Origin of the sequence: Tenacibaculum sp., from assembly GCF_050290165.1 — a bacterium.
In the GTDB taxonomy this organism is placed as follows: Bacteria; Bacteroidota; Bacteroidia; order Flavobacteriales; family Flavobacteriaceae; genus Polaribacter.
In genome coordinates this window covers 83,717-109,341 of sequence record NZ_JBNKHD010000014.1, presented here as the reverse complement: position 1 = coordinate 109,341, position 25,625 = coordinate 83,717, and the positions used below count along the sequence as shown (strand labels likewise).

The window sequence follows — 25,625 nt, the reverse complement described above, 5'->3', positions numbered from 1 at the left end:
ATCTTCTAATTGTACCTCTTCTAATTGTATACTTTCAGTTACAGTAATTACTTTCTTACTTAAAATCAACCTATAATATTTTCTAATTCAAACACATAATTAGTAATATTTTTTAAAAATTAAAACAAATATTTACCTCCTTCTATAAATTTCTTCTCCATCAAAAACGGTTAAAACTACTTTTGTGCTATTAATTTGATTTACTGAAACGTTAAAAATATTTTGATCAACAACTATAAAATCTGCCAATTTCCCCTTTTTTAAAGAGCCTACTTTATCTTCTTGTCGCATTACATACGCTCCATTAATTGTATAAGCTTTAATAGCTTCTTCTAATGAAATATTTTGTGGTGAGCGGGTTACTGCATTTTGTATACCAACAAACGGATTTAACGAACTTACATTCCAATCGCTACTCAATGTTATTCTTGCTCCAGCTTCTTTTAATGATTTAATAGGAATTTGGTTATCTGCTAATTCTGTACCTAATAAATAATCATTATCATGCCAATACGCTGGTTGAGTAAAATCTCCTGCTACTTGAACATCTGCAGTTACATTTAATTGAGCAAAACGATTCATATCGGTTGCTTCTACTATTTCTACATGTGTTAAACGATGTCTTCCTTCTGTCGTTCCACTTTCTTCAATAGCATTTAACGCTTCCGTTACTCCCCTATTTCCAATAGCATGAATATGAAAATCGAAGCCTACTGTTTCGAGTTCCCTTATGTATTTTGATATTCTTTCTTGTGTAAAATAGTTTAATCCATTATTGGTTGGTAACCCAAATATATCTTCTTTATAATTTTGATGCAATGCAGCGGTTGTATTATGTGTAATTCCGTCAGAATATAGTTTTATCTGATTAATCTTTAATAAACTGTTTTCATTATTAGAAAATAGCCTTTTTAAACTTGCTATTTGCGTTGCATCATCCTCGGTAGGATATGCCCATAAGCCTAAATTAAAACGTGCAGTTAACTTATTATCGGCCGCTAAATCTTTCCAAATTTTATGTTGTGCTCTTTTCCAATACGTTCTTGCATCACAAACAGAGGTTATACCGTGTTTTACTAATTCTGGTAATACATAACTAACCATTCCATCATATTCTCCTTCTGCATCGTTTAATGAAGTAACTGCTTGTTGAAATGCAACATCTCCTGCATTATCTATTAAAATACCCAATAAATTTTTTCCTTCTTTCATAATAATTCCACCTTGTGGGTTCGGTGAATCTACGGTAATTCCTGCCAAAGCTAATCCTTTAGAATTTATCCACATGGAGTGAGACGTTTGTTCCATTATAATTACAGGTCTATCTGAAACAGCCTCGTCAATTATATCCAAGGGATTTCTTTTTGCATTAAATAATGTATTTATAGAGTGCCCGAAACCAATTAACCATTCTACATTTGGGTTGTCTTTTGAAGCTTTTCGAATAACTGGAATGTAATTCTCCGCATTGGTATCTTCTTCATCTAAAACAAAAGCTGTGGTGGTAGATCCTACTTCCATTGGATGCATATGTACATCGTGAAAACCAGGTAGTATTAACTTGCCTTGTAAATCTACTTTTATAGCATTGTTATCCGCTATCTTTTCAGCTTCAGTATCTGAACCTACAAAAAGTATTTTGTTTCCATCTATTAAAATTGCCTCAGCCCATGGATTTGCCTCATCAACAGTAAAAATTTTAGCATTGCAATATAATCTCTGTGTACTAGTTTCTATATTTTCAATAGCAACTTTTGGATCGTTTGAACACGAGTTTCCAGCCAAAACCACACTAAATAGAATGATTATTAATTTCATTTTCTTCATATTTTCTTTGTTGTGAAATTAACCTTTTAAAGGTACATATATTTCTGTTTCATACTCATTTTCATTATCGGTATGCGCTTCATGTTTTGTGTAAAACTCTAAAAAAGGTTGTTCCGAAATTTCTTTATTTGTTGTGAACAACCAGTTTTTAAAAATCTTATCGTACGTTTTACTAATTGATTGATAACTACCAATATGGATAAAAACCGCATACTTTTGTTCTGGAATTGTTTTTACTTTGAATTTTTTATCAGGTATTTGAATTGCATCATCAATAACCAAACAAGCATCATAGTTATAGGTAATATCTTCAGAAATAATAGGTTCATCCCAAATAATTCCAAATGATTCTGTTTTATTAAAGTTTATATGTAAATCTTCTGCTTCTTTTAATAATTTATTCCAAACTTCTTCTATTTCAAAATTATAATAATCCACTTTTACCGTTTTATAAAGAACTTTTTTTGATTTTAACCCTGTAATTTTATTTTCGATAAATGGTGTTACTATATTTTTTTTTGATTCTTTTTTAAAAATTTCTTCTTTTTTATTCCTGTAAACAGCTGGAGTAATTCCATAGTGTTTTTTAAAAGATTTACTAAATGATTGTACATCTGCATATCCTACTTTTTCGGCTATACTTCTAATCTCATCTGATGTAAACATCAACATTTTTGCACCATTCTCTATCTTTACTTTTGTAACATAAGCTCCAATCGTTTCTTTATAATATGCTTTAAAAATACGCTGTAGATTTCTGTAAGAAAAGTTTGATAACTCTTCTAAATCCTCTATTAAAATTTTTTGATTGTATTTGGTTCTTAAATAGGAAACTACTTGTTGTAACCTATTTTTGTAGAATTCTTCTGTTTCCATAACACAAATGTAAAAAAGGGAGATTTATTAGCTTTTGTCTTAAATTGACAATATAAAATGTACAAAAAAAGCTGTTGATTTCTCAACAGCTTTTAAAAATAGTAATAGTTTGAACTTTAAATTTAAATTACTTATTCTTGATTTTCAATAGCTTCTTTGATTTTATTTTCAAGCTCATCCATTAACTCAGGATTGTCTTTAATAAGGCTTTTTACAGCATCTCTACCCTGACCTAATTTAGTGTCTCCATAACTAAACCATGAACCACTTTTCTTTATAATTCCATACTCTACACCAATATCTAAAACCTCACCAACTTTTGAGATTCCTTCACCATACATAATATCAAATTCTGCTTGTTGGAATGGTGGAGCCACTTTATTTTTTACAATTTTAACTTTGGTACTGTTACCAATTACCTTGTCGCCATCTTTAATTTGAGTTCTCTTACGAATATCTAAACGAACAGATGCGTAGAATTTTAATGCATTACCACCTGTAGTTGTTTCTGGGTTACCAAACATAACTCCAATCTTTTCACGTAACTGGTTAATGAAAAATACCGTACAGTTAGTTTTACTAATTGTTCCTGTTAATTTACGTAAGGCTTGTGACATTAAACGTGCATGAAGTCCCATTTTAGAATCCCCCATTTCACCTTCAATCTCAGATTTTGGTGTTAAGGCAGCTACAGAGTCAATCACTACAATATCAATAGCTCCTGAACGAATTAAGTTATCTGCAATTTCTAATGCTTGTTCTCCGTGATCTGGTTGAGAGATAATTAAGTTATCAACATCAACTCCTAAGCTTTCAGCATAAAAACGGTCGAAAGCATGTTCTGCATCAATAAAAGCAGCAATACCTCCTGCTTTTTGAGCTTCAGCAATTGCATGTATTGTTAAGGTAGTTTTACCTGATGATTCTGGTCCGTAAATTTCAATAATTCTTCCGCGTGGATAACCTCCAACTCCTAAAGCTAAATCTAAGCCTAAAGAACCCGATGAAATAGCATCTACATCTTCTACTTGGCTATCGCCTAACTTCATTACCGTTCCTTTTCCATAGGTCTTATCTAGCTTATCTAGTGTAAGTTGAAGCGCTTTTAGTTTCGCTTCTTTTTCTTTATCTGCTGCCATAAATCGTGCTAATTATTTTAATATATAAGAATGGCTAAGTTATGAAAAACTAACTTTAATTCCCCATCTTTTTTATGTTACATTTTGTAATATTGTACTCCTTAAAAATAACAGATGTCAGAGCATCATCACTTTATTATTTACAAACCTTACGGTTTTCTTTCCCAGTTTATAACCAATCAAATAAAAGGAGGTAAACACAAATTGTTGGGAGAATTGTATGATTTTCCTGAAAAAACAATGGCTGTTGGTAGATTAGATGTAAAATCGGAAGGTTTATTATTACTTACAACCGACGGTAAAGTAAGCGATTTTATTACTACCAGAGGTGGAGTTGAAAAAGAATATTACGTTCAATTAGATGGTGCTATTACTTCAGAAGCTATTGAACAAATACAAAACGGTGTTGAAATTGGTTTTGATGGAAAAAAATATATGACCCAACCTTGTAAAGTTGAATTAATTGATACGCCAGATTTACCAGAACGTTCTAAAAAAATTCGTGATGCTCGTCACGGTCCTACTCCCTGGATATCAATTACTTTAACCGAAGGAAAATTTAGGCAAGTACGTAAAATGACCTCGGCTGTTGGTTTTCCAACACTTCGTTTGGTACGTGTTCGTGTAGGTGATATTTTACTAGGAAACATGCAAGTTGGTGAAGTTAGAGAAGTTGAGGATTTGATATAATTTTAATTATTTTAGCAGCTTTTTAAAAAAGCTCATGAAAAATATTTTTTCCTTATTATTCATTATCTCTTATTCATTTTCTTATTCTCAAAACACTTACGTACCTGATGATAATTTCGAACAATTTTTAATTGATTTAGGCTATGATTCTGGTCCTTTGAATGACTATGTTCCTACTAATAATATTAGTACTGTAACCGACCTATCAATATCAGGAAATGCTACTTATATATGGGAAATAAAATCCTTACAAGGTATTGAAGACTTTATTGCTTTAGAAAAATTAACTATTGAATTAAATGAAGTTGTGACTATTGATCTTTCCAGTAACACAAATCTAAGGGAATTATACATTTATAGTGACTCATTATTAGAGAACTTAAATATTACTAACAATAATCAACTTGAAAAATTTCATTGTATTGTTACTAGTATAGATTCTATTAATTTATCAAATAATATAAATATAAGAGACTTAACAATAGGTAATTCAAGTATAACAGAATTAGATTTAACTAACAATACTAAAATTGAAAAACTTAATTTAAGTCACGGAATTTTAGAAAAAGTAAATTTTAAAAACGGTAATAATTCATCTATTACTCAATTTTCTTGTATTGGTAATTCTAATTTAACCTGTTTTCAGATAGACAATGAAAATTATAGTAAAACTAATTGGATTGATATTGATAATAATTCTGTGTTTAGTGAAACTTGTTTTTCTCCACGTTTAACCTATGTTCCTGATGATAATTTCGAACAAGAATTAATCAATCTAGGTTACGATTCTGGTCCGTTAGATGATTATGTTTTGACTAGTAATATTGAGACAATAAAAAAATTAGATATAGAAAATAAAAATATTAGTGATATGACTGGTATTCAAGATTTTGTTTCTTTAACATATTTGGATTGTTCTGATAATTTTTTTACCAATATTGATGTTAGTCAACTTATAAAAATAGAAACCTTGATTTGTGGTGCAGGTAATCTAAATACATTAAATATAAAAAATAATACTTTAATAAAGTTTCTTTCTGTTAATGATTCAAAACTTTCTAGTATAAATGTTACTAAGAATATTAATTTAGAACACTTTGTTATTTATGGTAACAACCTTAGTGTGTTAGATATTTCAAATAATCTTAAATTAAGGTTTTTAAGTTGTTCAAGTAATAATCTTACCCAACTAAATACTTCTAACAATCCTGATTTATATTGGTTGGATATTTATTTTAATAAAATATCAAGTTTAGATTTGAGTAATAATTTAAAATTAGCAAGATTAGATTGTTTTAATAACTCTATTAAAGAATTAAATTTAATTAATAACAAAGGACTAACATTTTTAAACTGTAGATACAATCAATTAACCAATGTTGATATAAGAAACAATAACAACACTAATATTTTGTCAAATAGTTTCGATTTAAGATATAATCCTAACCTTACATGTGTTTTAGTTGATAATATAAACTATAGTACAACAAACTGGACTCAAATAGACAACAATACGGTTTTTAAAGAAGATATAAACGAATGTAACCAAACTACATGTACTATTACAGTAAATACTTTAAATGATGTTATTACCTGTGATAATTACCCTTTACCTAATTTATCTAATAGTAAATATTATACACAAAGTGGAGGAAATGGAAATCAATTAAATTCTGGAGACATTATAACTTTATCACAAACAATTTTTATTTACAATGAAGATCCTACCAATCCTTCTTGTTTTGATGAATCTTCTTTTCACATTACTATTAATAATTCACCTGATGTTGATATTTTAAATGATGTTATTGCTATTAATAAATTTACTTTACCTAATCTAACAAACGGAAATTATTACACTGAATCTGGAGGAAATGGAAATCAATTAAATTCTGGAGATATTATAACTACTTCTCAAATAGTTTATATTTATAATGTTAACCCTATAAATCCTAGATGTTATAATGAAAGTAGTTTTAAAATTACTATAGAAGAAGAAAGAGATATTATCATTCCTAATTTTTTCACTCCAAATAATGATGGTAATAATGATACTTGGATTATAAAAGATAATAACAATCTTATTAAAGAGATTTATATTATGGATAGGTTTGGTAAAATAGTAAGTAAAATTAAACCAAATTCTGTCGGTTGGAACGGTTTATATAATAGCAAACCATTACCAAGTACTACATACTGGTATCAAATAATTTTTACAAATGGAAAAACTAAAAATGGTGCTTTTGCTTTAATTAGAAACTAATTTCTAACCATTCTTATATGCGGAATACCATCCTCTAAATACCCTTCTCCTATTTGTTTAAATCCGTGAGATTCATAGAATTTCTGTAAATAGGTTTGTGCAGAAATGGTAATTGTAGTTTCATTATAGTTATCAACAATAGCTTTGATAGATGCCTTTATCAAATCATGTCCATAACCGTATTTACGTTCACTTTCCTTTACTACTACTCTACCAATACTAGGGGTATCAAAATATTCACCCCTGTTAAACAAACGAGTATAGGCTATTATTTTACCATCCTTAACTCCTATAACATGTAAAGCTTTTTGATCTTTACCATCAAGGTCTTGATACACACAATCTTGCTCAACAACAAAAACTTCAGAACGTAATTGCAAAAGCTCATACAATTCTGAAGTTGTTAACTCTTGAAATTTTTTTATTATAAAATTCATTAACTACAAGCTATTTTATCAACTCTATTAGCATGACGTCCACCTTCAAACTCTGTAGACAAAAATATTTTTACAAAACCTAAGGCTTGTTGTAACGATACAAAACGAGCTGGAATGGTTAAAATATTAGCATCGTTATGCTGGCGTGTTAACTCAACCAATTCGTTATTCCAACATAAAGCAGCACGAATTCCCTGATGCTTATTAGCAGTCATTTGCGCTCCATTACCGCTTCCACATAAAATAATTCCCATATCTGCTTGTCCTGTCTCTACAGCTTCTGCTGTTGGATGTATGGTATCTGGATAATCCATACTATCAGTATCATTCGTACCAAAGTTGATTACCTTATGTCCTAATTCTTCTAAAAGTTTAACAATTTCAAACTTATACTCGGTACCTGCATGGTCGTTTCCTACAGCGATTGTCATAATTTGTTGATTTTAATTTAGTTGTGAGTTACAAAAATACAGTTATTCACGGTTATCAACAGTAATTAACAATGCTTTTTTTAGCATTCTTAATAACCCTTTAAAAATTAAGGGGTTAAACCGTATTATTAAATTGTTAAGAACTAATAGTATATTCTGAAAAGAAAATTTGATTTTTTACAAAAAATTTACAATACAAGAATCAGAATTAATTATGCAACTTTTTTTTTGAGTTTTTAATGAACATTTATCAACATAAAATTAACCCTTTTTTTACATTTAAAATTAAATTAACTATTCATAAAAACTAGTGAATTACTGTTTATAACTTTTGTTAATAACTCTATTTCATAGTTGATTTTTAAGATTTTATTTAACTAATAACTTGTTTATTTATTTTAATAAGTCATTTCTCCAAAGATTAAATCAACTTTTTATTCCACATATTAACACACTATAATAACAATCATTTCTTTTTTTAAATTTTAAAAATCTATTTTATTAATAATATTATATGTTGATAACAGTTTTTTTTGAAATTGAATTTTTCTGAATTTGAAAACAGAATTTAGATTGCTTTGAAATTCTTTTGTGTTACTGAGAGGAAACTTCCGAAAAATAAGGCATAAAGCCTAGGCTTGTTGATAAGTGCTAATAAGTGTGTAGAGAAATGATTAAACGGCTTTTTTAGCGGCTTTGATAAGGTAAACAGAGTCTTTTGCCTTCACTACTTCTGTAGGAGTTTTATCGTTTAAAGTCGTGTTTATACTTATTACAGTAACAATGATTCCTGTAATAAATATGAAAATAAAAAGTGCTATTATTTTACGTAAGCTTTTCATTTCTAATGACTTTCTTACTATAAAGACGTATAACATTAAGAAATGTTACATTTTTTTTAAGTTTTTTTTAACTTTTATGGAATTACGACTTGAATAGCCTTTTCTATCATACTTACCTTAACTGATCCTTGACCTATTAACTCTCCATCCGCCTGAATATAAGGTAGTTCAGTAGTACTCATTGGAGTTATTAACAATGAATTGGATATATGTGTTTCTACTTTTTTATGTTGTAAAATTTTACCATTATACAACTTTTTAATATTGAAGAGTAAATCTAAAAAAGAAAAGTTTTTGGCAATGGTTATATCAAATAATCCGTTACTAGAATCTTTATAATCAGTTAATTGCATGCCACCTCCTGAATATTTACAAATACCGAATAAAGTCATTAAACACTTGGTTTTTATGATTTTATCATTAATTAGTATGTTAAAAGTAGTCTTTTTATAAAATAATAAACCAGCTATACCACTCAGTAAATACGCTATAGAACCAAATTTTTTTAATTTATTCAACTTATTAACAACATACCCGTCATATCCTATTCCTGCTACATTATTAAAGTAAGAAGAAGTGTTTTCTAACTCTATATAACCAATATCCTGATATATAGTTTTTTCTTGTCTTATAAAAGTAACAGCTCTTTTAATATTTTTTGTAATACCATAGGTTTTAATCCAGTCATTACCAGTACCTAATGGAATTACAGCTACTTTAATATCTCTTGTACTAGCAGTATTTTGAGTCATAATACCGTTGATTATATGATGTAAAGTTCCATCACCTCCAACTGATATAATTTTTTTAAATCCTTGATTTATAGATTTTTGAACTAATTCTTTTTCATGTTGTGCATATGCTGTTTTAGCATATTCGTAAATAATGTTGTTAGTATCTAATTCATGTTGAATCTTATTCCAAAGTTTATTAAAATTACAGCTACCAGCTGTAGGATTCACAATTACAAACCATGAATTGTTCATATAAATGCTTTTAAAATCAAGTGCAGTAAAATACAAAAATGAATTTATAACAGTTATTTAAAATCACTAGCATTAATATTATTCGTATTTTGGTAAAAATTTTAATAAGACGAAAGATTAATGACTAGAAAGAAAAAAATCTACAAAAAAAAGGGTAAAGTTATCAAAGATCTTACCCGAAACATTTTCAAAATACTTAACGAAGACAGCAAAAAAAAATACAACTATAAGCAGATTGCTGCTAAAATGGGAGTATCTGATACAGATGGAAAAACACAGATTATTCAAAAATTAGCTGAATTAACATCTCAAAAAAAGATTACTGAGGTTGATAGAGGCAAATTCCAAATTAATGAAGACCGTAAATATCATATTGGTACTCTAGATGTTACCTCTAATGGTAATGCCTATTTTATTTGTGACGATTTTGAACACGATATTTTTGTGCCTTCTGTTAACTTAGGAAAAGGTTTACATAACGATACTGTTAAAGCATATGTGTACAACAAACGTAGAAGCAATAAACAAGAGGCAGATGTTGTTGAAATTATAGAAAGAGCAAAAACAGAATTTGTTGGGGTTTTACAAATGAACAAAAACTTTGGTTTTGTAATACCAGATAGTAACAAAATGTATGCTGATATTTTTATTTCACAAAGCAAACTAAACGGTGCTGAAGATGGAGATAAGGTAGTTGCTAAAATGACTGATTGGCCAGAAAATTCTAAAAACCCGTTTGGAAAAATTACTCAAGTTCTTGGTAAACCTGGTGATCATGATACTGAAATCCATTCTATTCTGGTTGAATATGGTTTACCATATGAGTTTCCTCCTGAAGTTGAAAGAGAAGCTTCAGAATTACCAATAGAAATTACCCTAGAAGAAATTGCCAAGCGTAGAGATATGCGTGGTGATTTAACTTTTACAATAGATCCTAAAGATGCAAAGGATTTTGATGATGCTTTATCATTTACCAAACTAGAAAATGGAAACTATGAAATAGGAATTCATATTGCAGATGTTTCACATTATGTACAACCAAAAACTATTTTAGATGATGAAGCTTATGATCGTGCAACATCTGTGTATTTAGTTGATAGAGTGGTACCTATGTTGCCTGAAATGTTAAGTAATGGTGTTTGTTCTTTACGTCCAAATGAAGAAAAGCTTACATTTTCTGCAGTGTTTGAAATGAATGAAAAAGCTCAAGTTGTGAACCAATGGTTTGGAAGAACTGTTACCTATTCTGATAAGCGTTTTGCTTATGAAGAAGCACAAGCAATTATTGAAAATAAAAATAACATTATTCCAGAAGATGTTTCATTAACAGGTGAGTCTTATGAAGTTGATGAAAACATTGTTGATGCTACACTAAAATTAGATGAATTAGCCAAAAAAATGCGAAAAAAACGCATGAAATCAGGAGCTATTTCTTTCGATAAAATTGAGGTGAAGTTTCATTTAGATGAAAATGCAAATCCTATAGGAGTATTTTTTAAAGAAGCCAAGGATGCTAATAAATTAATTGAAGAATTTATGTTATTAGCTAATAAAAAAGTGGCAGAATTTGTTGGATTATCTGGTGGAAGACCAAGTAACAAAACCTTTGTATATCGTGTACACGATGAACCAGATATTGAAAAGTTAGCTTCTTTACAAAACATTGTAAGTAAGTTTGGGTATAAAATTGACACTGAAACACGACAAAAAACTTCTGATAGTTTAAACAAGTTATTATCCGATGTTCATGGTAAAGGAGAAGCTAATATGGTAGAAACTTTAGCAATTCGTTCGATGAGTAAAGCAGAATATACTACACAAAATATTGGTCACTATGGATTAGCTTTTGATTATTATAGCCATTTTACCTCGCCAATTCGTCGTTATCCAGATGTAATGACGCATCGTTTATTACAGCACTATTTAGATGGCGGTAATTCACCTAAAGCTGAAGTATATGAGGAAAAGTGTAAACATTCTTCAAAAATGGAAGAATTAGCTTCTAAAGCCGAAAGAGATTCTATCAAGTACATGCAAGTTAAATACATGCAAGATCACAAAGATGAAGAATTTGAAGGTGTTGTTTCAGGTGTTACTGAGTGGGGAATTTATGTAGAGATAAAGTCGAACAAATGTGAAGGTATGGTACGTATTAGAGATATAAAAGATGATTATTATATTTTTGATGAAAAACAATATGCCATTGTAGGACAATCTACTAAGAATATGATTCAATTAGGTGATGAAGTTGTGGTTAAGGTTAAACAAACAGATTTAGAGCGTAAGCACCTTGATTTTAATTTAATTTCACATTAAATGTTTCCTTTTCAACAATAAAATTTAATATTTGTCTTTATAGTATTGGTATAATTGTTGGTTATTAACAATTAACTAATGGTATTTATTATGAAGAAGTTAGCTATTTTAAGTTTGTTCTTGGTGACCGTTTTAGCATCAGCACAAACGACTATAACGAAGAAAATTGGTAAATTTTCTGAATTAAAGGTATACAACGGTATTGATGTAGAATTAATTAAATCAGATACACCTGAATTAACAATTACAGGTGAAAAAGCTGATAAGGTAAAAGTAAAGTTAGTTAACAATACTCTAAAAATATCTTTAAAATTTCCTGAAACAAGCGCAGATGGTAAAGCTGTAGTAAAATTACACTATACTAGCGATTTGGTTGTTATAGATGCCAATGAAGGATCTGCAATTACAGGAAAAGATATCAATCAGCAAAATATTGAAATTAAAGCACAAGAAGGAGCTTATATCAATCTTGTGGTAGAAGTAAAGCATTTAAGAGTAAAAAGTTCTTCAGGGGCTGTTATTAGGCTTTCTGGATCATCTAAGAACCAAACTATCGATGCAGATTTAGGTGGAATGTACCATGGTTATAAATTAAATGTAACTAATATGACTGTTGCTAAAGCTGGATCTGGATCTAAAATTGAGGTTCACGTAGGTGAAGCTTTAGATGCAAAAGTTTCGTTTGGAGGTTCTATATTCTACAAAGGAAAACCAGAAGTTTTTAAAGATAAAAAAGTAATTGGTGGAGTAATAGAACACAGAAGTTAATTTTGTATCTTTGTGACGTTAAAAATCAATAAAAATGAATTCACTTACTATATTTTTAGGAATGATTGGACCATGGCAAATTGCCATTGTTGTAGCATTAGTATTATTAATGTTCGGAGGTAAAAAAATTCCAGAATTAATGAAAGGTTTAGGTACAGGTATCAAAGAATTTAAAGATGCTACCAAGTCTGATGATGACGATAGTGAGAATAATAAAGTAGAAGAAAAAAAATAATTCTATTTAGATAAAATTAAAAAGACCGAAGCTTAATAGTTTCGGTCTTTTATTTGTTGATTGTATTTAATAAAGAAGTTTGTTTACTCCTTATCCTTCTTTTCTTGTGCTTTTTTCATTGCTTCTCCAATTTGATTACTTGCTGTAAAACTAGCTACCATATCGTTTAGCATATTGCTACCTACTTGAGGTGAATTAGGTAATAAAATTAAGTTACTATTTGTTTCTTCTCCTAACGATTGTAATGTATCGTAATGTTGTGTTACTACAATCAAAGCAGATGCTTCTTGACTGTTAATACCTACACGGTTTAAAACTTCAACAGATTCTTCTAAACCACGAGCAATCTCACGACGTTGATCAGCAATACCTTGACCTTGTAAACGTTTGCTTTCAGCTTCTGCTTTAGCTTTTTCAACAATTAAAATACGTTGCGCATCTCCTTCATATTGAGCTGCTGTTTTCTCTCTATCTGCTGCATTAATACGATTCATTGCCGCTTTTACTTGTGCATCAGGATCAATATCTGTAACTAATGTTTTTATAATATCGTAACCATAATCCATCATGGCATCATTTAATTCTGTCTTAACAGCGATTGCAATATCATCTTTTTTAACAAATACATCATCTAACTTCATTTTAGGCACTTCTGCACGAACTACATCAAAAACATACGAAGTAATCTGGTCATGCGGATAATCTAGTTTATAAAAGGCATCATACACCTTATCGCGTATCACTTTATATTGTACTGAAACTTTTAATTTCACAAATACATCATCTAAGGTTTTAGTTTCAACAATTACATCTAACTGTTGAATTTTCAAACTCAATTTTCCTGCAATCCTATCAACTATAGGAATTTTTAATTGAAGACCAGAATGACGAATGCTTTGAAAACGACCAAAACGTTCTATAATAGCAGCGGTTTGTTGTTTTACGATAAAAAAAGATGATAAAAAGACGATAATTCCGATAAAAATAACCGGATACATGTAAACTGGCATAGTTTTTAATTTTTATAATTAGTAATTTTTTTGTTAAAGATACTATTTAAATAGCTATCTATTTGACGAATTTTTTTAGAATTGTTACAGTCCATTTTTAAATTTATATTTGTGAAAAATCAATTATATGGAACTTATACAACAAAACGCAACAGAAATTTTAATTCTACTTTTTTTAATCGTTACATTTTTACAATCTGGTATTGATAAAGTATCTGATTGGAAAGGTAACTTATCTTTTATTAAAGATCATTTTCAAAACTCACCTTTAAAAAATTCGGTACCAATTTTATTAGCTGTAATTTTAGTAATGGAGTTATTAGCAGGTGCATTAATGTTTGTTGGAATTTTCCATTTATCTACGACTGGAAATAATGATATTGCTCTAATTGGAGTAGAGCTTTGTGCATTGACTTTAATTTTCTTGTTAATAGGTCAACGTTTAGCAAAAGATTACGCAGGTGCGATGACCTTAGCAGTTTACTTTTTAATAGCCATTTTTGGTGTGTATTTATTAAATAGTTAAAAATTATTGGTAGTTATATTGTAAATAATTATTATTTATTTTAAAACCTCTTAAAAAATTAATTTTAAGAGGTTTTTATTTTTTCTGAAGGTGTTTCTACGTTTATTATTAATAAATACTGTATAATGGCTTTAAATTAAGTTTTACTTGTTTTTTAAGATATAAATTAAAGAAGAATACTCTCCGCTTCGTTTTGCTTTCATATTTGACTTTAATCCTGTAAAAAATGCACTAAAAGGTTTTGACTTTTTGTTTTTGTATTTTTCAGATAAAAGAGAAACATAAAATGAATCAAATTTCATTGGAAGTGTTTTTTTAACTTCCATTTCTACTAGTGAAAATATTTTAGAAATCGAAGTTTTTGAAAAATGCCATAAATGTCTTGGAACATCAAAAGCAGCCCAATACTCTTTATAATAATTTGCGTCGTAACTTTTATAATTTGGAACAGCAATAATTAAAATACCATTTGGTTTTAAAAGTTTTTTAAGTTGCTGTACATATTCCATTAAATTAGGAATATGTTCTAAAACATGCCAAAGAGTAATTACATCAAATTTCTTACTTTGAATTTGAGCGATATCTTTTTGTAAAATTATTTTTTTACTGTTGGCATATTCACGTGCTTTTTCCGAAGGTTCTACTCCTGTAATTTTCCACCCACCTTTTTTGCATACTTTTAAAAAATCGCCCGTACCAGCTCCAACATCTAAAATTGATTTTTCTTCTGTATTGAATGAGTTAATTAATTTTAGTTTTTTCTTGAGGGTATAATTTTTTACTAATTGATAAATTTTATCAAAAAGAGAATTTTTACTATCAGTATGTGAAATATAATTTTCACTCAAATAGTATTTGTCTAAATTATCAGGAACAGGAGAAGTAACTAACATATCGTAGGTGACGTTTTGCATTACTTCATAACTTTCATTTGATACTGTATAATCGATACAGTTTAAATAAGGGGTTAAGTTCTTATAGAACTCTTTTTCTGTGATCAATTTTGTAATTCTTGTTGATTGTTCCTTGTGGAACATTGGTTTAATAAAGGACAATTATACATAAAAAAAATAAAACGTTCCATGTGGAACGTTTTATTTTTTACGCTTCTTAATACATTTAATTTATCGTCCCATATATACTAATAGAACTGAAATATCGCTTGGTGATACTCCACTTATTCTACTTGCTTGTGAAATCGAAGTAGGTTGTATTTTAGATAATTTTTCTCTTGCTTCAAATGATAGAGACTTTACTTTATTATAATCAAATGTTGATGGTATAGGTACATTCTCTAATCTGTTTAATTTATCAGCATTGCTTTTTTCTTTTTCTATATAACCAGAATATTTTAAATGAATTTCTACTTGTTCGATGATTTCATCATCAATAGAATTTTCTTGGATATAGTTTTCTAATTTTTCAATTGATCTAAAATCAGAAAAAGTTAATTGAGGTCTTGCTGCAATTTTATACAGTTTCATCGACTGATTAATTGTAGCTAAATCTTTACTTTCTAAAATAGGATTTACCTCTTCTTTTGTAATACTAAGATCACTAATAAAATCGATAAGGTTTTGTGTTTTGTTTTTCTTCTCTTCTACCCTATCCATTCTTTCTTGAGAAGCCAAACCTAATTTATAAGATTTTTCTGTCAAGCGTAAATCGGCATTATCTTGTCTTAAAAGTGTTCTGTACTCAGCACGAGAAGTAAACATACGATATGGTTCTTCTGTTCCTTTAGTAATTAAATCATCAATTAAAACACCTATATACGCTTCACTTCTTTTTAAAATAAAAGGTTCTTTTTCTTGAACTTTTAAAGCAGCATTTACACCTGCCATTAAACCTTGAGCGGCTGCTTCTTCATAACCTGTAGTTCCGTTAATTTGACCTGCAAAAAACAAGTTGTTAATTAACTTTGTTTCTAAGTTATGCTTTAATTGTGTGGGTGGAAAATAATCGTACTCGATAGCATATCCGTATCTAAAAAACTTTACGTTTTCAAAACCTGGAATAGATCGGATGGCTTTGTCTTGAATATCTTCTGGAAGCGAAGTTGAGAATCCATTTACATATATTTCTACCGTATTCCATCCTTCTGGTTCTACAAAAATTTGGTGACGTTCTTTCTCTGCAAAACGATTGATTTTATCTTCTACCGAAGGGCAATAACGAGGTCCAGTAGATTTAATTCTACCATTAAACATAGGTGAACGATCAAAACCTTCGCGAAGTAAATTGTGTACTTCAGGATTGGTATAGGTTAAATAACAAGAACGTTGTTCGGCTAATGGTTTAGTAATGGGTAAATATGAAAACTTTTCTGGATTATCATCACCAGGCTGCTCGGTCATTTTACTATAGTCTAATGAACGTCCGTCAACACGTGGTGGTGTTCCTGTTTTCATTCTACCAGCTTCAAAACCTTTAGCAACTAAATCTTCAGTAATACCAGTTGAAGCTCCTTCTCCTGCTCTACCACCACCAAATGTTTTTTCACCTATATGAATCAATCCATTTAAAAAAGTACCTGCTGTTACGATAACTGTTTTAGCTTTTATTTCTAAACCTAAGGCAGTTTTTACCCCTGTGATGGTATCTCCATCAAACAATAATCCATTTACAGAATCTTGATAAAAATCTAAATTTTCTGTTTGCTCTAACATCGTTCTCCAGCACTCTGCAAATTGCATTCTGTCTGATTGAGCTCTTGGACTCCACATAGCGGGGCCTTTCGATTTATTAAGCATTTTAAATTGAATTGCAGTCTTATCGGTTACAATACCACTATAACCTCCAAGTGCATCAATTTCACGTACTATTTGCCCTTTTGCAATTCCACCCATGGCAGGATTACAACTCATTTGAGCAATGTTTTGCAAGTTCATTGTAATTAACAAAGTGTGTGCTCCCATATTTGCACTTGCTGCTGCTGCTTCGCTACCAGCATGTCCACCTCCTACTACAATTACATCGTATGTTGTATTAAATAAACTCATTTTTTTATTCAGTTCCACGTGGAACGATTTAATTTTTATCTAAAATTTCTAAACATTCATTTTCTTTTGAACGCATTAGTTGCTTCTCTTCTTCTGTCTTATCCTTGTATTTCATGTAATGTAAAATACCATGAATAATTACGCGGTGTAATTCGTTGTCAAAAGAAACATTAAACTCTTTAGCATTTTCTTTAACCCTTTCTACAGAAATAAAAATATCACCTCCTACTAATTTACCTAACGTATAATCAAAACTAATGATATCGGTTAAGGTGTCGTGCTGTAAAAATTCAACATTGATTTTGTGTAAATAGGCATCATCACAAAAAATATAGTTGATTTCCCCCAATTCAAACCCTTCTTTTTCTATACAAGTTTCTATCCATTTTGAAGTGTTTTCTTCGTTGTTTAGTTGAAACTCGGTTTCGTAATTAAATGCAATCATTTCTTATATCAAATACTATATATTCTTACTTTAAAATTCTTACTTAAAAAGCAATAGTACTTGTTACGTTCTAAAAGCTTTTTAATGCGTTATTCTCTATCTTTTGGAAGGCTAAAGTACTCTTGCACCTTCTTCTTGTAATTTTGGCGCAAAGGTAGTGATTGTCTGTTTAATATCTCTGTTTGGTTATAAAACAACTTTTTAAATTTTAGTTCTTGTGTAGAAGTATTCTTAAATTCTTTAAAATTGGCGTTCGATTTACGTTGTTTATCTCTGTTCTGCTCAAAAGTAGCCTTGTCTAATTTTAAAAGTTCATAGTTTAGTCGCTGCATTCTATTAATACTTTCTTGCGTAAATCCTTTTTCCAAAATTTCATTTTCTAACTGCTCCATTTTTTTTAATGCTTTTTTTGCATCACCATTGCCTTCGTTACCTTCTTTAATAGCATTTTCTAACTGTTCTCTAAGTTGCGATTGCTCTTTGTAAATTTGATACAATTCACCATCTAAATCATCGTTTTGTTCGCCTTCTCCTCCTTCTTTTTTTCCTTCTTTACCGTCTTTAGGTTTGCCTTGATTTTGTTTTTGCATGCCTTCTTTCATCTTTTCCATAAGCTCATTTTGTTTCTGAATGATGTCTGGTAAGCTAAACGATTTTCCTTTACCCTTTCCTTTTCCACTACCTGGTTTAGGGTTTTGCATCGCGTCTAAGGTATTACTTAGCATATCCGCTAAAGTGTTAGCAGAAGTCATTACATATTGCTGATTAGAGATACCATTTTGAAAGAAGTTGTCTGCAAAGTTTTCCAAAGATTGATCTAAGTTATAATGTGCCTGTGCTAATTGATCTTGTACTTTTGAAGAAATACTAGGTACACGCATAGAAAGCACAAATAAACTATCATCAATATGTTCAAAATAAGTTTTAAGCTGGTATTGCTTTTGTAAATTTTTACCAAAGTCAGGATGTGCAGCATTGGTAGATGAAAACACATCCATCAGAGCTTCTTGATCGAAAGAAAAGGTAATCAGGTTTTCTAAGATTTGACGTAATCCTTCCATGTTCTCCTCCTCCATTTCAGCACTCATCGATTGCATTGCTTGTTGCATTTGCTGACTCATTTGCTGCATTTTTTCGGAAGCTTTTTTCTGATTTTCTTTGGCGTTCTGCGGGTTGTTGTTTTCTAAATTTTCTTCTGCTTTGTTCAGTTCTTCCTGTGCTTGTTTTTCTAAATTTTCCATAGAAGGAATTTCCATGGGCTGTTTTAGTTTTTCATTTTCTTTTTGAAGCTCTTTTAATCCTTTTTTTATTTTTTGGAATTCTTCATTCAGTTGCTTTTGGTCTTCTTTAGAGGAATCTTTTTTACTTAGACCGTCTTGTTTTTTTGATAATTCATCAAGTTTATTGGCTAATTGATTCATCTTTTGTTCAACATAGAAACGTTTGGTCATTTCTAAAATACGTTCTAAACTACGTTCTTGTTGTTTGTTTTGTTCAGCTAGTTCTTTGGTCTTTTTTATCAAATCTTCTTTGTTTAGCTTATCAGCTAACTTCATCAATTCATCCAATAACTTTTGTTGCTTTTCTAATTTTTTAAGCTCTTCAATACGTTTTTGAAGGTTTTCTTTTTTCTCTTGAAGAGTTTCGTTTTCCTCCTTTTTTTCAGAGAAATTCTCTTGTAGTTTTTGCGTTTGACGTTGCATCATTTGCTGATACTGTTCTTGACGTTTTACAATATTCTGAATTTTCTTTTGATCGTTCCAGTTGATATTCTTTTTGTTTTGCAAATCGAACTGAATTTTTTCCAATTCTTTTTTACTTTTTTGTTGCTGATCTAAGGAATTTTTAAAGTCTTCAATGTAGTTTTTTTGCTCTTCTAATAGCTCCTCTTCTACTTCTTCTTCCGATTTTTGACGATAGCTAAATTTGTTACTCATTGTCTTCTTATTCCCGTTAACAAGGTCGTTATCGTACACCTGAAAATAGAGTTCGTAATTCAGACCTTCTTTTAGATTTAAATTTCCAGGAAATTCAAACTCAAAGGTTTGAATAGTTTCTTTAGTAATATTAATTAATTGATTTTTAGTATTTTGTGTATTGTTTTTGTCGTAATAGACAACTTCTAATTTCTTAAAACCGTAATCATCGGCTATTTGCCCCACAAACTGAGCATTGCCTCTTGTAATACTATCAATGTTTGAATTTACAGAAATCGTAGGGTACTCATCTTTGATAACATCAATTGAAAACTGAAGTTGTTCGTAATCTTTTAAGTTGTTATTAGATGTGGTAATTTGATAGTGTAAATTTTGATTTAGTTGCTTTTTAAATTCAAAAACATCGTTTTCTTTTTGTGTAAAAATTTCTCTTTTTTCTTGATGTATGAAGCTAACTGTATCGGTTTCAGAAGTTTTGATGGTCCAAGTAACAATTGTTCCTTGTGGAACATTTAAGTTTCCTGTGTTTTGAATGGTTTCGTTAGCCTTTTTTATATACGTAGGATATTGTAGCTGTAAAGAGATATTTTGAATAGAGGGAGTATTGATAATTGAAATTTGATATTCTTGCGAATCAACGTTGTTAGCACTTACATAAAAAGTGATGGGTACTTGTACTTCGGAAAATGTATAGGAGAACAATCCGTTTCCTTCATTTTCTAAAAAATACTGTTGCTTGTTAAAATAGATTTTCGCTTCCTGCGGAATAACCTCTCCTTTAGTTTGAATATATATTGTGATATCTTTTCCTTTAATTACACGCAAATCTTTTGCAGTTAATTCAAAATAAAATGGCGCTGGTGGGTTATACGCTACAGAATGATGCACCACTCGATTAAAACTCTGTGAAAGCTTTTCAGAAGTTCCTGTAAGCAGAGAAACCATCCAAATAAAAATAGGAATCAGCACATATTTTAAGTACTTTTTATTGCTATTAAAATTGATAGCTTTGTTAAAAGAAATGGGCTGTAATTCTTTTGATTTTTGCTCAATACTTGCTGCTAATAAATCCGATTGTTGAGTTGATTGCTGTAATTGGAGTACATTTAATAACTTGTCTTGTACCTCAGGAAAATGGTTCCCAATAATTTTAGAAGCTTCTTCAAAAGAAATTCCTTTTTGTAAGCCCATAATTTTGAATACAGGAAAACAGATAAAGCGGAATAACAAAAACAATTCTACAGCTATAAAAAACCAAAATAAGATGGTTCTCGAAGTAGGTTTTAACCAAAGAAAATACTCAATGAATAAAGTGAAAAATAGATATATCAATCCTAACGAAACAAATAAGATGCTCCCTTTTATCAATTCATTTTTGTAGTATTTTCTACTAAAATGCTGTAATTTTTGTTGTATTTTATTAAACTCTCTCATATTGAATATAAAAATACGTGTTTTATAAAGAATTCTTAGTTAAAGATTTGTATAAACGTAGATAACATACTTAAAACATCTCTTTAAATAAGTAAAAAAGTATAGTTGAAAGAAAAAGTATGGAATTCCCTTACCTTTTTTAAGGTAAAATATAAAATAGGTTTTTAAAGTTAGATTATATTGCTTGTACTAACTTTAAAAACTTAAAGATGTTAAAAAACATTTCAAATTTAGGGGTAACTCTAAATAAAAAAGAACAAAAAAATATTAATGGAGGTTGGAGAAACATAAGATGTTTTACCGATAAAGATTGTCCACCTTGGGATTCTTTTTGTTATAATGGATATTGTCAGTATAAATAGTATTACAAAAAGCGAGTTTTAACTCGCTTTTTTTTATTGATAATTAATTTTTATTCTTCTTAATTAAGAAAATAAGATTCAAAAATTTGAAAAAGTATGGTTTTACCTTACTTTTTTTAAGGTTAAAATTTAATGATGATATAAAAAAAGAAATAGATTAGGATTTTATTAATCTATAAATTTTTAAACTATGTTAAAGAACATTTTAAATTTAGGTACTACTCTAAACAAACAAGAACAAAAAAAAGTTAATGGAGGTTATGACCCAGCAATCATTTGTCCAAATGATGATTTTACATGTAAAACAGGCAGATGTAATATTTTAGGCAATTGCTATTAAGAGTTTATTCAAAACTTAATAAAATTAAATTTTTTAAAAGTGAGGTAAAACCTCACTTTTTTTATGGTAAAATCGTAATCTAAAAATTAAAAATAGGATAGATTGCGTTTTTATTAATATATAAATTTTAAATTATGTTAAAGAACATTTCAAACTTAGGTTCAGTATTGAACAAACAAGAGCAAATTTCAATTAATGGAGGAGTGCATATTTGTGCTTTAAATGGATGTCCTGAAGGATATATTTGTATGAAGTTCGGTTGTGTAATACAATAATATAACTAGTAACTTCACAGAGATTGTCTATAAATATAATCTCTGTGAAATTACTTTATTAAGTAAAATAAGAAGTGCTATAAAAAGATTAAATATAATAAACAATTCTCCTCTACCTTTTCTTATTTCTTAACATAAAACTATCTTTGCGTTTTCAAACTTGATTTAAAAAATGACTGAGAACGTAAGAGTACGCTTTGCTCCGAGTCCAACAGGACCTTTACACATGGGTGGTGTAAGAACTGCTTTATTCAATTATTTATTTGCTAAAAAGCATAATGGAACCTTCATATTACGAATTGAAGATACCGATCAAACACGTTATGTAGCCAACGCAGAACAATACATTATAGATTCATTAGAATGGTGTAACATTCCTTTTGATGAAGGACCAGGGAAAAACGAAAAATTCGGACCTTATCGTCAGTCTGAACGTAAAGATTTATATAAAAAATATGCTGATGAATTGATAGAAAAAGGATGGGCATATTATGCATTTGATACTGCTGAAGAATTGGATGCACATCGTAAAGATCATGAAGAAAAAGGGAAAACGTTTATTTATAATTGGCATAATCGACAAAAATTAAATAACTCGTTAGCTCTTTCTGCTGATGAAGTCGCAGCAAAGATAAATGCAGGAGAAAAGTATGTAATCCGTTTTAAGACACCTCAAGACGAAACTTTAATTTTACAAGATGAAATCCGTGGTACTATTAAAGTTGAAACAAATACGTTAGATGATAAGGTATTGTTTAAGTCAGACGGTATGCCAACCTATCATTTAGCAAACATTGTTGACGATCACTTGATGGAAATTTCACACGTTATTCGTGGTGAAGAATGGTTACCTTCTCTCCCACTTCACGAATTATTATACCGCGCATTTGATTGGAAAGCACCAAAATTTGCTCACTTACCATTAATTTTAAAACCTGTAGGAAAAGGAAAATTAAGTAAGCGTGATGGTGATAAATTAGGATTCCCAGTTTTCCCATTAGAATACACCAACGAAGAAACAGGCGACGTTTCACGTGGATACAAGGAAGATGGGTATTTTGCTGATGCATTTATCAATATGTTAGCTTTATTAGGGTGGAATCCAGGAACAGAACAAGAAATATTTAGTTTAGAAGAATTGGTTACTGCTTTCGATTTAAATAGAGTAAGTAAATCAGGAGCGAAATTCAGTCCAGATAAAACCAAATGGTTTAATCAACAGTATTTACAACAAAAATCTTCTGAAGAACTTACAGAATTGTTCTTGCCAATTCTAGAAGCAAAAGGAATTAAAGCAAACAAAGAGCATGTAGAAAAAATAGTTTCTTTAATAAAAGAGCGTGCTACGTTTGTAGCTGATTTTTGGGAGTTATCTAACTTTTTCTTTGAAAACCCTTCAGAATACGATGAAAAAGCTGCTAAAAAGCAATGGAAACCAGAAACTAGTGCGTTAATGCAAGAGTTAATTGAAGTTATTTCTATAATCGAAGACTTTTCAATAGACAATGCTCAAACAGAAATTAAAGGGTGGATTACCTCTAAAGAAATAGGTTTTGGTAAGGTAATGCAACCGTTGCGATTGAGTTTGGTAGGCAAACTTGCAGGACCAGATTTGTTTGATATTATGACAATGATTGGAAAAGAAACGACAATTACAAGAATACAAAATGCGATAAACGCATTATCATAAAAACAAAAAAAGCCGCTTATTAAGCGGCTTTTTTTGTTTTATATCTTTATTTATATACGGTCATAATAACAAGAAGCAGATGATTTAGATCGGTGACCTCTTGACATACTATTCCAATTCAATTTGAAAACTACACCCAAGGTTCCTTGAATATGAGAACGCATACTTTCATATCCTTCAAATGAATGCTTGTAATACAATTGTGGATTGATACCTATATTATCACTAACCCAAAGGATTCCTCCTGCCCCAGCATTTAAAGTTGGAGTCATTTTACGTTCAGAATCTACTACACTACCTCCTATAAATACATATGGAGCAAACTTATCAAACATAGCATCGAAGTTGTAACGAAACGAACCATCCATAGAAAAATATTTTGCTGAATTTTTAATAAATCCAACATCGTCAATGGTATTAAACGACATAGCACCATCAAAAGAGAAATGACCACCAAGAGGCATGGTTAAACTTAAAACGGGTACTTGAAATAAATATTGATCACCAATATATGCGGCATCACTTTCATTAAATTTTGTGATTCCGAATCCTACACCTATTTGCCAAGAATCATTTAAATTTTGTGAAAAAACAGAAGTTGTTAAACAGGCAAAGAGAGCTATGAGTAATATTTTATGTTTCATGAGGGAAAAAAATGTGTTTATGAGTAATAACTAGTTTATAGGGTTTTTATTTTAATTGATTATTAAGTTTTACTATTTAAAGTATGTGTCGCAAAGTACTGTAATTTTAAAAAGTATCCAATTTCTTTTTAGTTATCTCTTTATTTTGATTTTATAAATTATACTTTGCGTAAGTACCGCCGAAAATAAACATTTCTTTCTAAAAATTAAGTATTATTTTTTCTTATAATAATCACATTTTTTATAAAAAGGAGTAATAAAACAAAGGTTTTTTATAAACGATTTAAAAGGGTTTTAAAATTAATTAATACGATGTGTTAGCTTGGTGTATTATCATTGTTTAAAATCAATTTATGAAAGTTTTTACTTTAAAAAGAGAGCTTTTTTAAAATTCATAGAAACACTCTATAATTTCAATGAGAACTATCAAAAAAAACAGTAACTTGTTAACAAGTGAATTTTAAATGAAGTAAAAATGAAATTCGTAATTACCTTTTTTATTGTTCTATGTTCAATTACGTTGAGTTTTTCACAAAATCAACAAGAACTAGAAAAAGAAATCAATGAACAAGTATGGAAACCATTCAAAACTTATTTTGAAGCTAGAGACTGGAAAGCTTTTAATAGTTTGCATACTGATGATGTGTTACGAGCAAATAAATATGGCATTCGAATAGGAGCAGCATATAAAAACTCGGTACAAACATCTTATCAAAAATCCACCAATCGAAAACGACAGATAGATTTTTGTTTTGATCAAAGAATATATAAGGAAAATACAGGCTACGAGGTAGGCTATTACCGAATTATCTATACCGAAAAAGGTAAAGAACCTTATATTTCTTATGGAAGGTTCCACGTGGTACTCAAAAAAATAAATGATAGATGGTTTATTGCACAAGATTGGGATACCGATGCTATTAATAGAAAGCCAATAACAAAAGAAGATTATGATTTAGGCAAATGTTTAGATCTTAACTAATTATAGCTTCTACAAATTGATTTATTGCTATTTATTTTATTATTGCGGGCCACAACGAAACAATCTTTCAGTTATGACTCCTAGATAAACAGATTATTTCGTTGCACTTTCTTCGTAATGACGTTTAGGTGGTATAACTGATTAAAATAGAGTAATAAAAGTATAAAA

Annotated in this window: 23 protein-coding genes; 10 read left to right on the top strand and 13 right to left on the bottom strand. The window is 29.6% G+C overall.

Annotation, left to right across the window (positions count from 1 at the left end; all coding sequences use genetic code 11):
- Nucleotides 1–132: 132 nt before the first annotated feature.
- From ACQY6M_RS10995 to recA, 3 genes are all read right to left on the bottom strand, one after another.
- A complete protein-coding gene (locus ACQY6M_RS10995; RefSeq protein WP_428744955.1) occupies nucleotides 133–1,827 on the bottom strand; it encodes an amidohydrolase in 1,695 nt (564 codons plus the stop codon).
- 18 nt (nucleotides 1,828–1,845) lie between these two features.
- The gene (locus ACQY6M_RS10990) at nucleotides 1,846–2,703 is read right to left on the bottom strand and encodes an AraC family transcriptional regulator (protein ID WP_428743470.1); all 858 of its coding nucleotides are present in this window, start codon (nucleotides 2,701–2,703) and stop codon (nucleotides 1,846–1,848) included.
- A 131-nt stretch (nucleotides 2,704–2,834) separates the two neighbouring features.
- A complete protein-coding gene (recA, locus tag ACQY6M_RS10985; RefSeq protein WP_428743471.1) occupies nucleotides 2,835–3,842 on the bottom strand; it encodes a recombinase RecA in 1,008 nt (335 codons plus the stop codon).
- A gap of 114 nt (nucleotides 3,843–3,956) precedes the next feature.
- On the opposite strand from recA, the gene ACQY6M_RS10980 reads away from it, so the two are divergent.
- Both ACQY6M_RS10980 and ACQY6M_RS10975 read left to right on the top strand, forming a co-directional pair.
- Nucleotides 3,957–4,532, top strand: coding sequence for a pseudouridine synthase (locus tag ACQY6M_RS10980; RefSeq protein ID WP_428743472.1), 576 nt, complete (start codon nucleotides 3,957–3,959; stop codon nucleotides 4,530–4,532).
- A 34-nt stretch (nucleotides 4,533–4,566) separates the two neighbouring features.
- Nucleotides 4,567–6,795 (top strand): T9SS type B sorting domain-containing protein, encoded by a 2,229-nt coding sequence (locus ACQY6M_RS10975; RefSeq protein WP_428743473.1) that lies wholly within the window; start codon nucleotides 4,567–4,569, stop codon nucleotides 6,793–6,795.
- On the opposite strand, the gene ACQY6M_RS10970 is transcribed toward ACQY6M_RS10975, so the two are convergent.
- The 4 genes from ACQY6M_RS10970 to ACQY6M_RS10955 all read right to left on the bottom strand — a co-directional run bounded on the left by ACQY6M_RS10970 (nucleotide 6,792) and on the right by ACQY6M_RS10955 (nucleotide 9,491).
- Nucleotides 6,792–7,232 (bottom strand): GNAT family N-acetyltransferase, encoded by a 441-nt coding sequence (locus ACQY6M_RS10970; RefSeq protein WP_428743474.1) that lies wholly within the window; start codon nucleotides 7,230–7,232, stop codon nucleotides 6,792–6,794. The genes ACQY6M_RS10975 and ACQY6M_RS10970 overlap by 4 nt on opposite strands.
- Nucleotides 7,232–7,663, bottom strand: coding sequence for a ribose 5-phosphate isomerase B (gene rpiB, locus ACQY6M_RS10965; RefSeq protein ID WP_428743475.1), 432 nt, complete (start codon nucleotides 7,661–7,663; stop codon nucleotides 7,232–7,234). Before rpiB ends, ACQY6M_RS10970 begins: the two co-directional genes overlap by 1 nt.
- 674 nt (nucleotides 7,664–8,337) lie before the next feature.
- Nucleotides 8,338–8,541, bottom strand: coding sequence for a hypothetical protein (locus ACQY6M_RS10960; protein ID WP_428743476.1), 204 nt, complete (start codon nucleotides 8,539–8,541; stop codon nucleotides 8,338–8,340).
- A gap of 38 nt (nucleotides 8,542–8,579) precedes the next feature.
- Nucleotides 8,580–9,491, bottom strand: coding sequence for a diacylglycerol/lipid kinase family protein (locus ACQY6M_RS10955; protein WP_428743477.1), 912 nt, complete (start codon nucleotides 9,489–9,491; stop codon nucleotides 8,580–8,582).
- Between the two features lie 120 nt (nucleotides 9,492–9,611).
- Between ACQY6M_RS10955 and rnr the strand changes: the two genes are divergently transcribed.
- The 3 genes from rnr to ACQY6M_RS10940 all read left to right on the top strand — a co-directional run bounded on the left by rnr (nucleotide 9,612) and on the right by ACQY6M_RS10940 (nucleotide 12,810).
- The gene (gene rnr / locus ACQY6M_RS10950) at nucleotides 9,612–11,807 is read left to right on the top strand and encodes a ribonuclease R (RefSeq protein ID WP_428743478.1); all 2,196 of its coding nucleotides are present in this window, start codon (nucleotides 9,612–9,614) and stop codon (nucleotides 11,805–11,807) included.
- A 90-nt stretch (nucleotides 11,808–11,897) separates the two neighbouring features.
- Entirely contained in the window at nucleotides 11,898–12,575 is a 678-nt protein-coding gene (locus ACQY6M_RS10945; RefSeq protein WP_428743479.1) for a head GIN domain-containing protein, read from the top strand.
- A gap of 34 nt (nucleotides 12,576–12,609) precedes the next feature.
- Complete coding sequence (locus ACQY6M_RS10940; RefSeq protein ID WP_428743480.1) at nucleotides 12,610–12,810, top strand: Sec-independent protein translocase subunit TatA/TatB; 201 nt, start codon at nucleotides 12,610–12,612, stop codon at nucleotides 12,808–12,810.
- Nucleotides 12,811–12,893: 83 nt separating this feature from the next.
- On the opposite strand, the gene ACQY6M_RS10935 is transcribed toward ACQY6M_RS10940, so the two are convergent.
- Nucleotides 12,894–13,820, bottom strand: coding sequence for an SPFH domain-containing protein (locus ACQY6M_RS10935; protein ID WP_428743481.1), 927 nt, complete (start codon nucleotides 13,818–13,820; stop codon nucleotides 12,894–12,896).
- A gap of 127 nt (nucleotides 13,821–13,947) precedes the next feature.
- Between ACQY6M_RS10935 and ACQY6M_RS10930 the strand changes: the two genes are divergently transcribed.
- Nucleotides 13,948–14,346, top strand: a complete 399-nt coding sequence (locus tag ACQY6M_RS10930) for a DoxX family protein (RefSeq protein WP_428743482.1) — start codon at nucleotides 13,948–13,950, stop codon at nucleotides 14,344–14,346.
- A 143-nt stretch (nucleotides 14,347–14,489) separates the two neighbouring features.
- On the opposite strand, the gene ACQY6M_RS10925 is transcribed toward ACQY6M_RS10930, so the two are convergent.
- The 4 genes from ACQY6M_RS10925 to ACQY6M_RS10910 all read right to left on the bottom strand — a co-directional run bounded on the left by ACQY6M_RS10925 (nucleotide 14,490) and on the right by ACQY6M_RS10910 (nucleotide 21,164).
- Nucleotides 14,490–15,383: a class I SAM-dependent methyltransferase gene (locus ACQY6M_RS10925; protein ID WP_428743483.1), complete on the bottom strand. Its 894-nt coding sequence runs from the start codon at nucleotides 15,381–15,383 to the stop codon at nucleotides 14,490–14,492.
- An 87-nt stretch (nucleotides 15,384–15,470) separates the two neighbouring features.
- Nucleotides 15,471–17,348 carry a tRNA uridine-5-carboxymethylaminomethyl(34) synthesis enzyme MnmG gene (gene mnmG, locus ACQY6M_RS10920; protein WP_428743484.1) on the bottom strand — a complete coding sequence of 626 codons (1,878 nt, stop codon included), beginning with the start codon at nucleotides 17,346–17,348 and terminating at the stop codon, nucleotides 15,471–15,473.
- A gap of 28 nt (nucleotides 17,349–17,376) precedes the next feature.
- Nucleotides 17,377–17,793 carry an rRNA maturation RNase YbeY gene (gene ybeY / locus ACQY6M_RS10915; protein ID WP_428743485.1) on the bottom strand — a complete coding sequence of 139 codons (417 nt, stop codon included), beginning with the start codon at nucleotides 17,791–17,793 and terminating at the stop codon, nucleotides 17,377–17,379.
- 89 nt (nucleotides 17,794–17,882) lie between these two features.
- Nucleotides 17,883–21,164, bottom strand: coding sequence for a DUF4175 family protein (locus tag ACQY6M_RS10910; protein WP_428743486.1), 3,282 nt, complete (start codon nucleotides 21,162–21,164; stop codon nucleotides 17,883–17,885).
- Between the two features lie 209 nt (nucleotides 21,165–21,373).
- On the opposite strand from ACQY6M_RS10910, the gene ACQY6M_RS10905 reads away from it, so the two are divergent.
- The 3 genes from ACQY6M_RS10905 to gltX all read left to right on the top strand — a co-directional run bounded on the left by ACQY6M_RS10905 (nucleotide 21,374) and on the right by gltX (nucleotide 23,831).
- Nucleotides 21,374–21,526 (top strand): hypothetical protein, encoded by a 153-nt coding sequence (locus ACQY6M_RS10905; RefSeq protein WP_428743487.1) that lies wholly within the window; start codon nucleotides 21,374–21,376, stop codon nucleotides 21,524–21,526.
- Nucleotides 21,527–22,000: 474 nt separating this feature from the next.
- Nucleotides 22,001–22,141, top strand: a complete 141-nt coding sequence (locus ACQY6M_RS10900; RefSeq protein ID WP_428743489.1) for a hypothetical protein — start codon at nucleotides 22,001–22,003, stop codon at nucleotides 22,139–22,141.
- 172 nt (nucleotides 22,142–22,313) lie between these two features.
- A complete protein-coding gene (gene gltX / locus ACQY6M_RS10895; protein WP_428743490.1) occupies nucleotides 22,314–23,831 on the top strand; it encodes a glutamate--tRNA ligase in 1,518 nt (505 codons plus the stop codon).
- Between the two features lie 50 nt (nucleotides 23,832–23,881).
- Here the strand turns inward: gltX and ACQY6M_RS10890 are convergent, their stop codons facing one another.
- On the bottom strand, nucleotides 23,882–24,475 hold the full coding sequence (locus ACQY6M_RS10890) for a hypothetical protein (RefSeq protein WP_428743491.1): 594 nt from the start codon (nucleotides 24,473–24,475) through the stop codon (nucleotides 23,882–23,884).
- Between the two features lie 475 nt (nucleotides 24,476–24,950).
- Between ACQY6M_RS10890 and ACQY6M_RS10885 the strand changes: the two genes are divergently transcribed.
- Complete coding sequence (locus tag ACQY6M_RS10885) at nucleotides 24,951–25,457, top strand: nuclear transport factor 2 family protein (protein WP_428743492.1); 507 nt, start codon at nucleotides 24,951–24,953, stop codon at nucleotides 25,455–25,457.
- The last annotated feature ends 168 nt before the right edge of the window (nucleotides 25,458–25,625 follow it).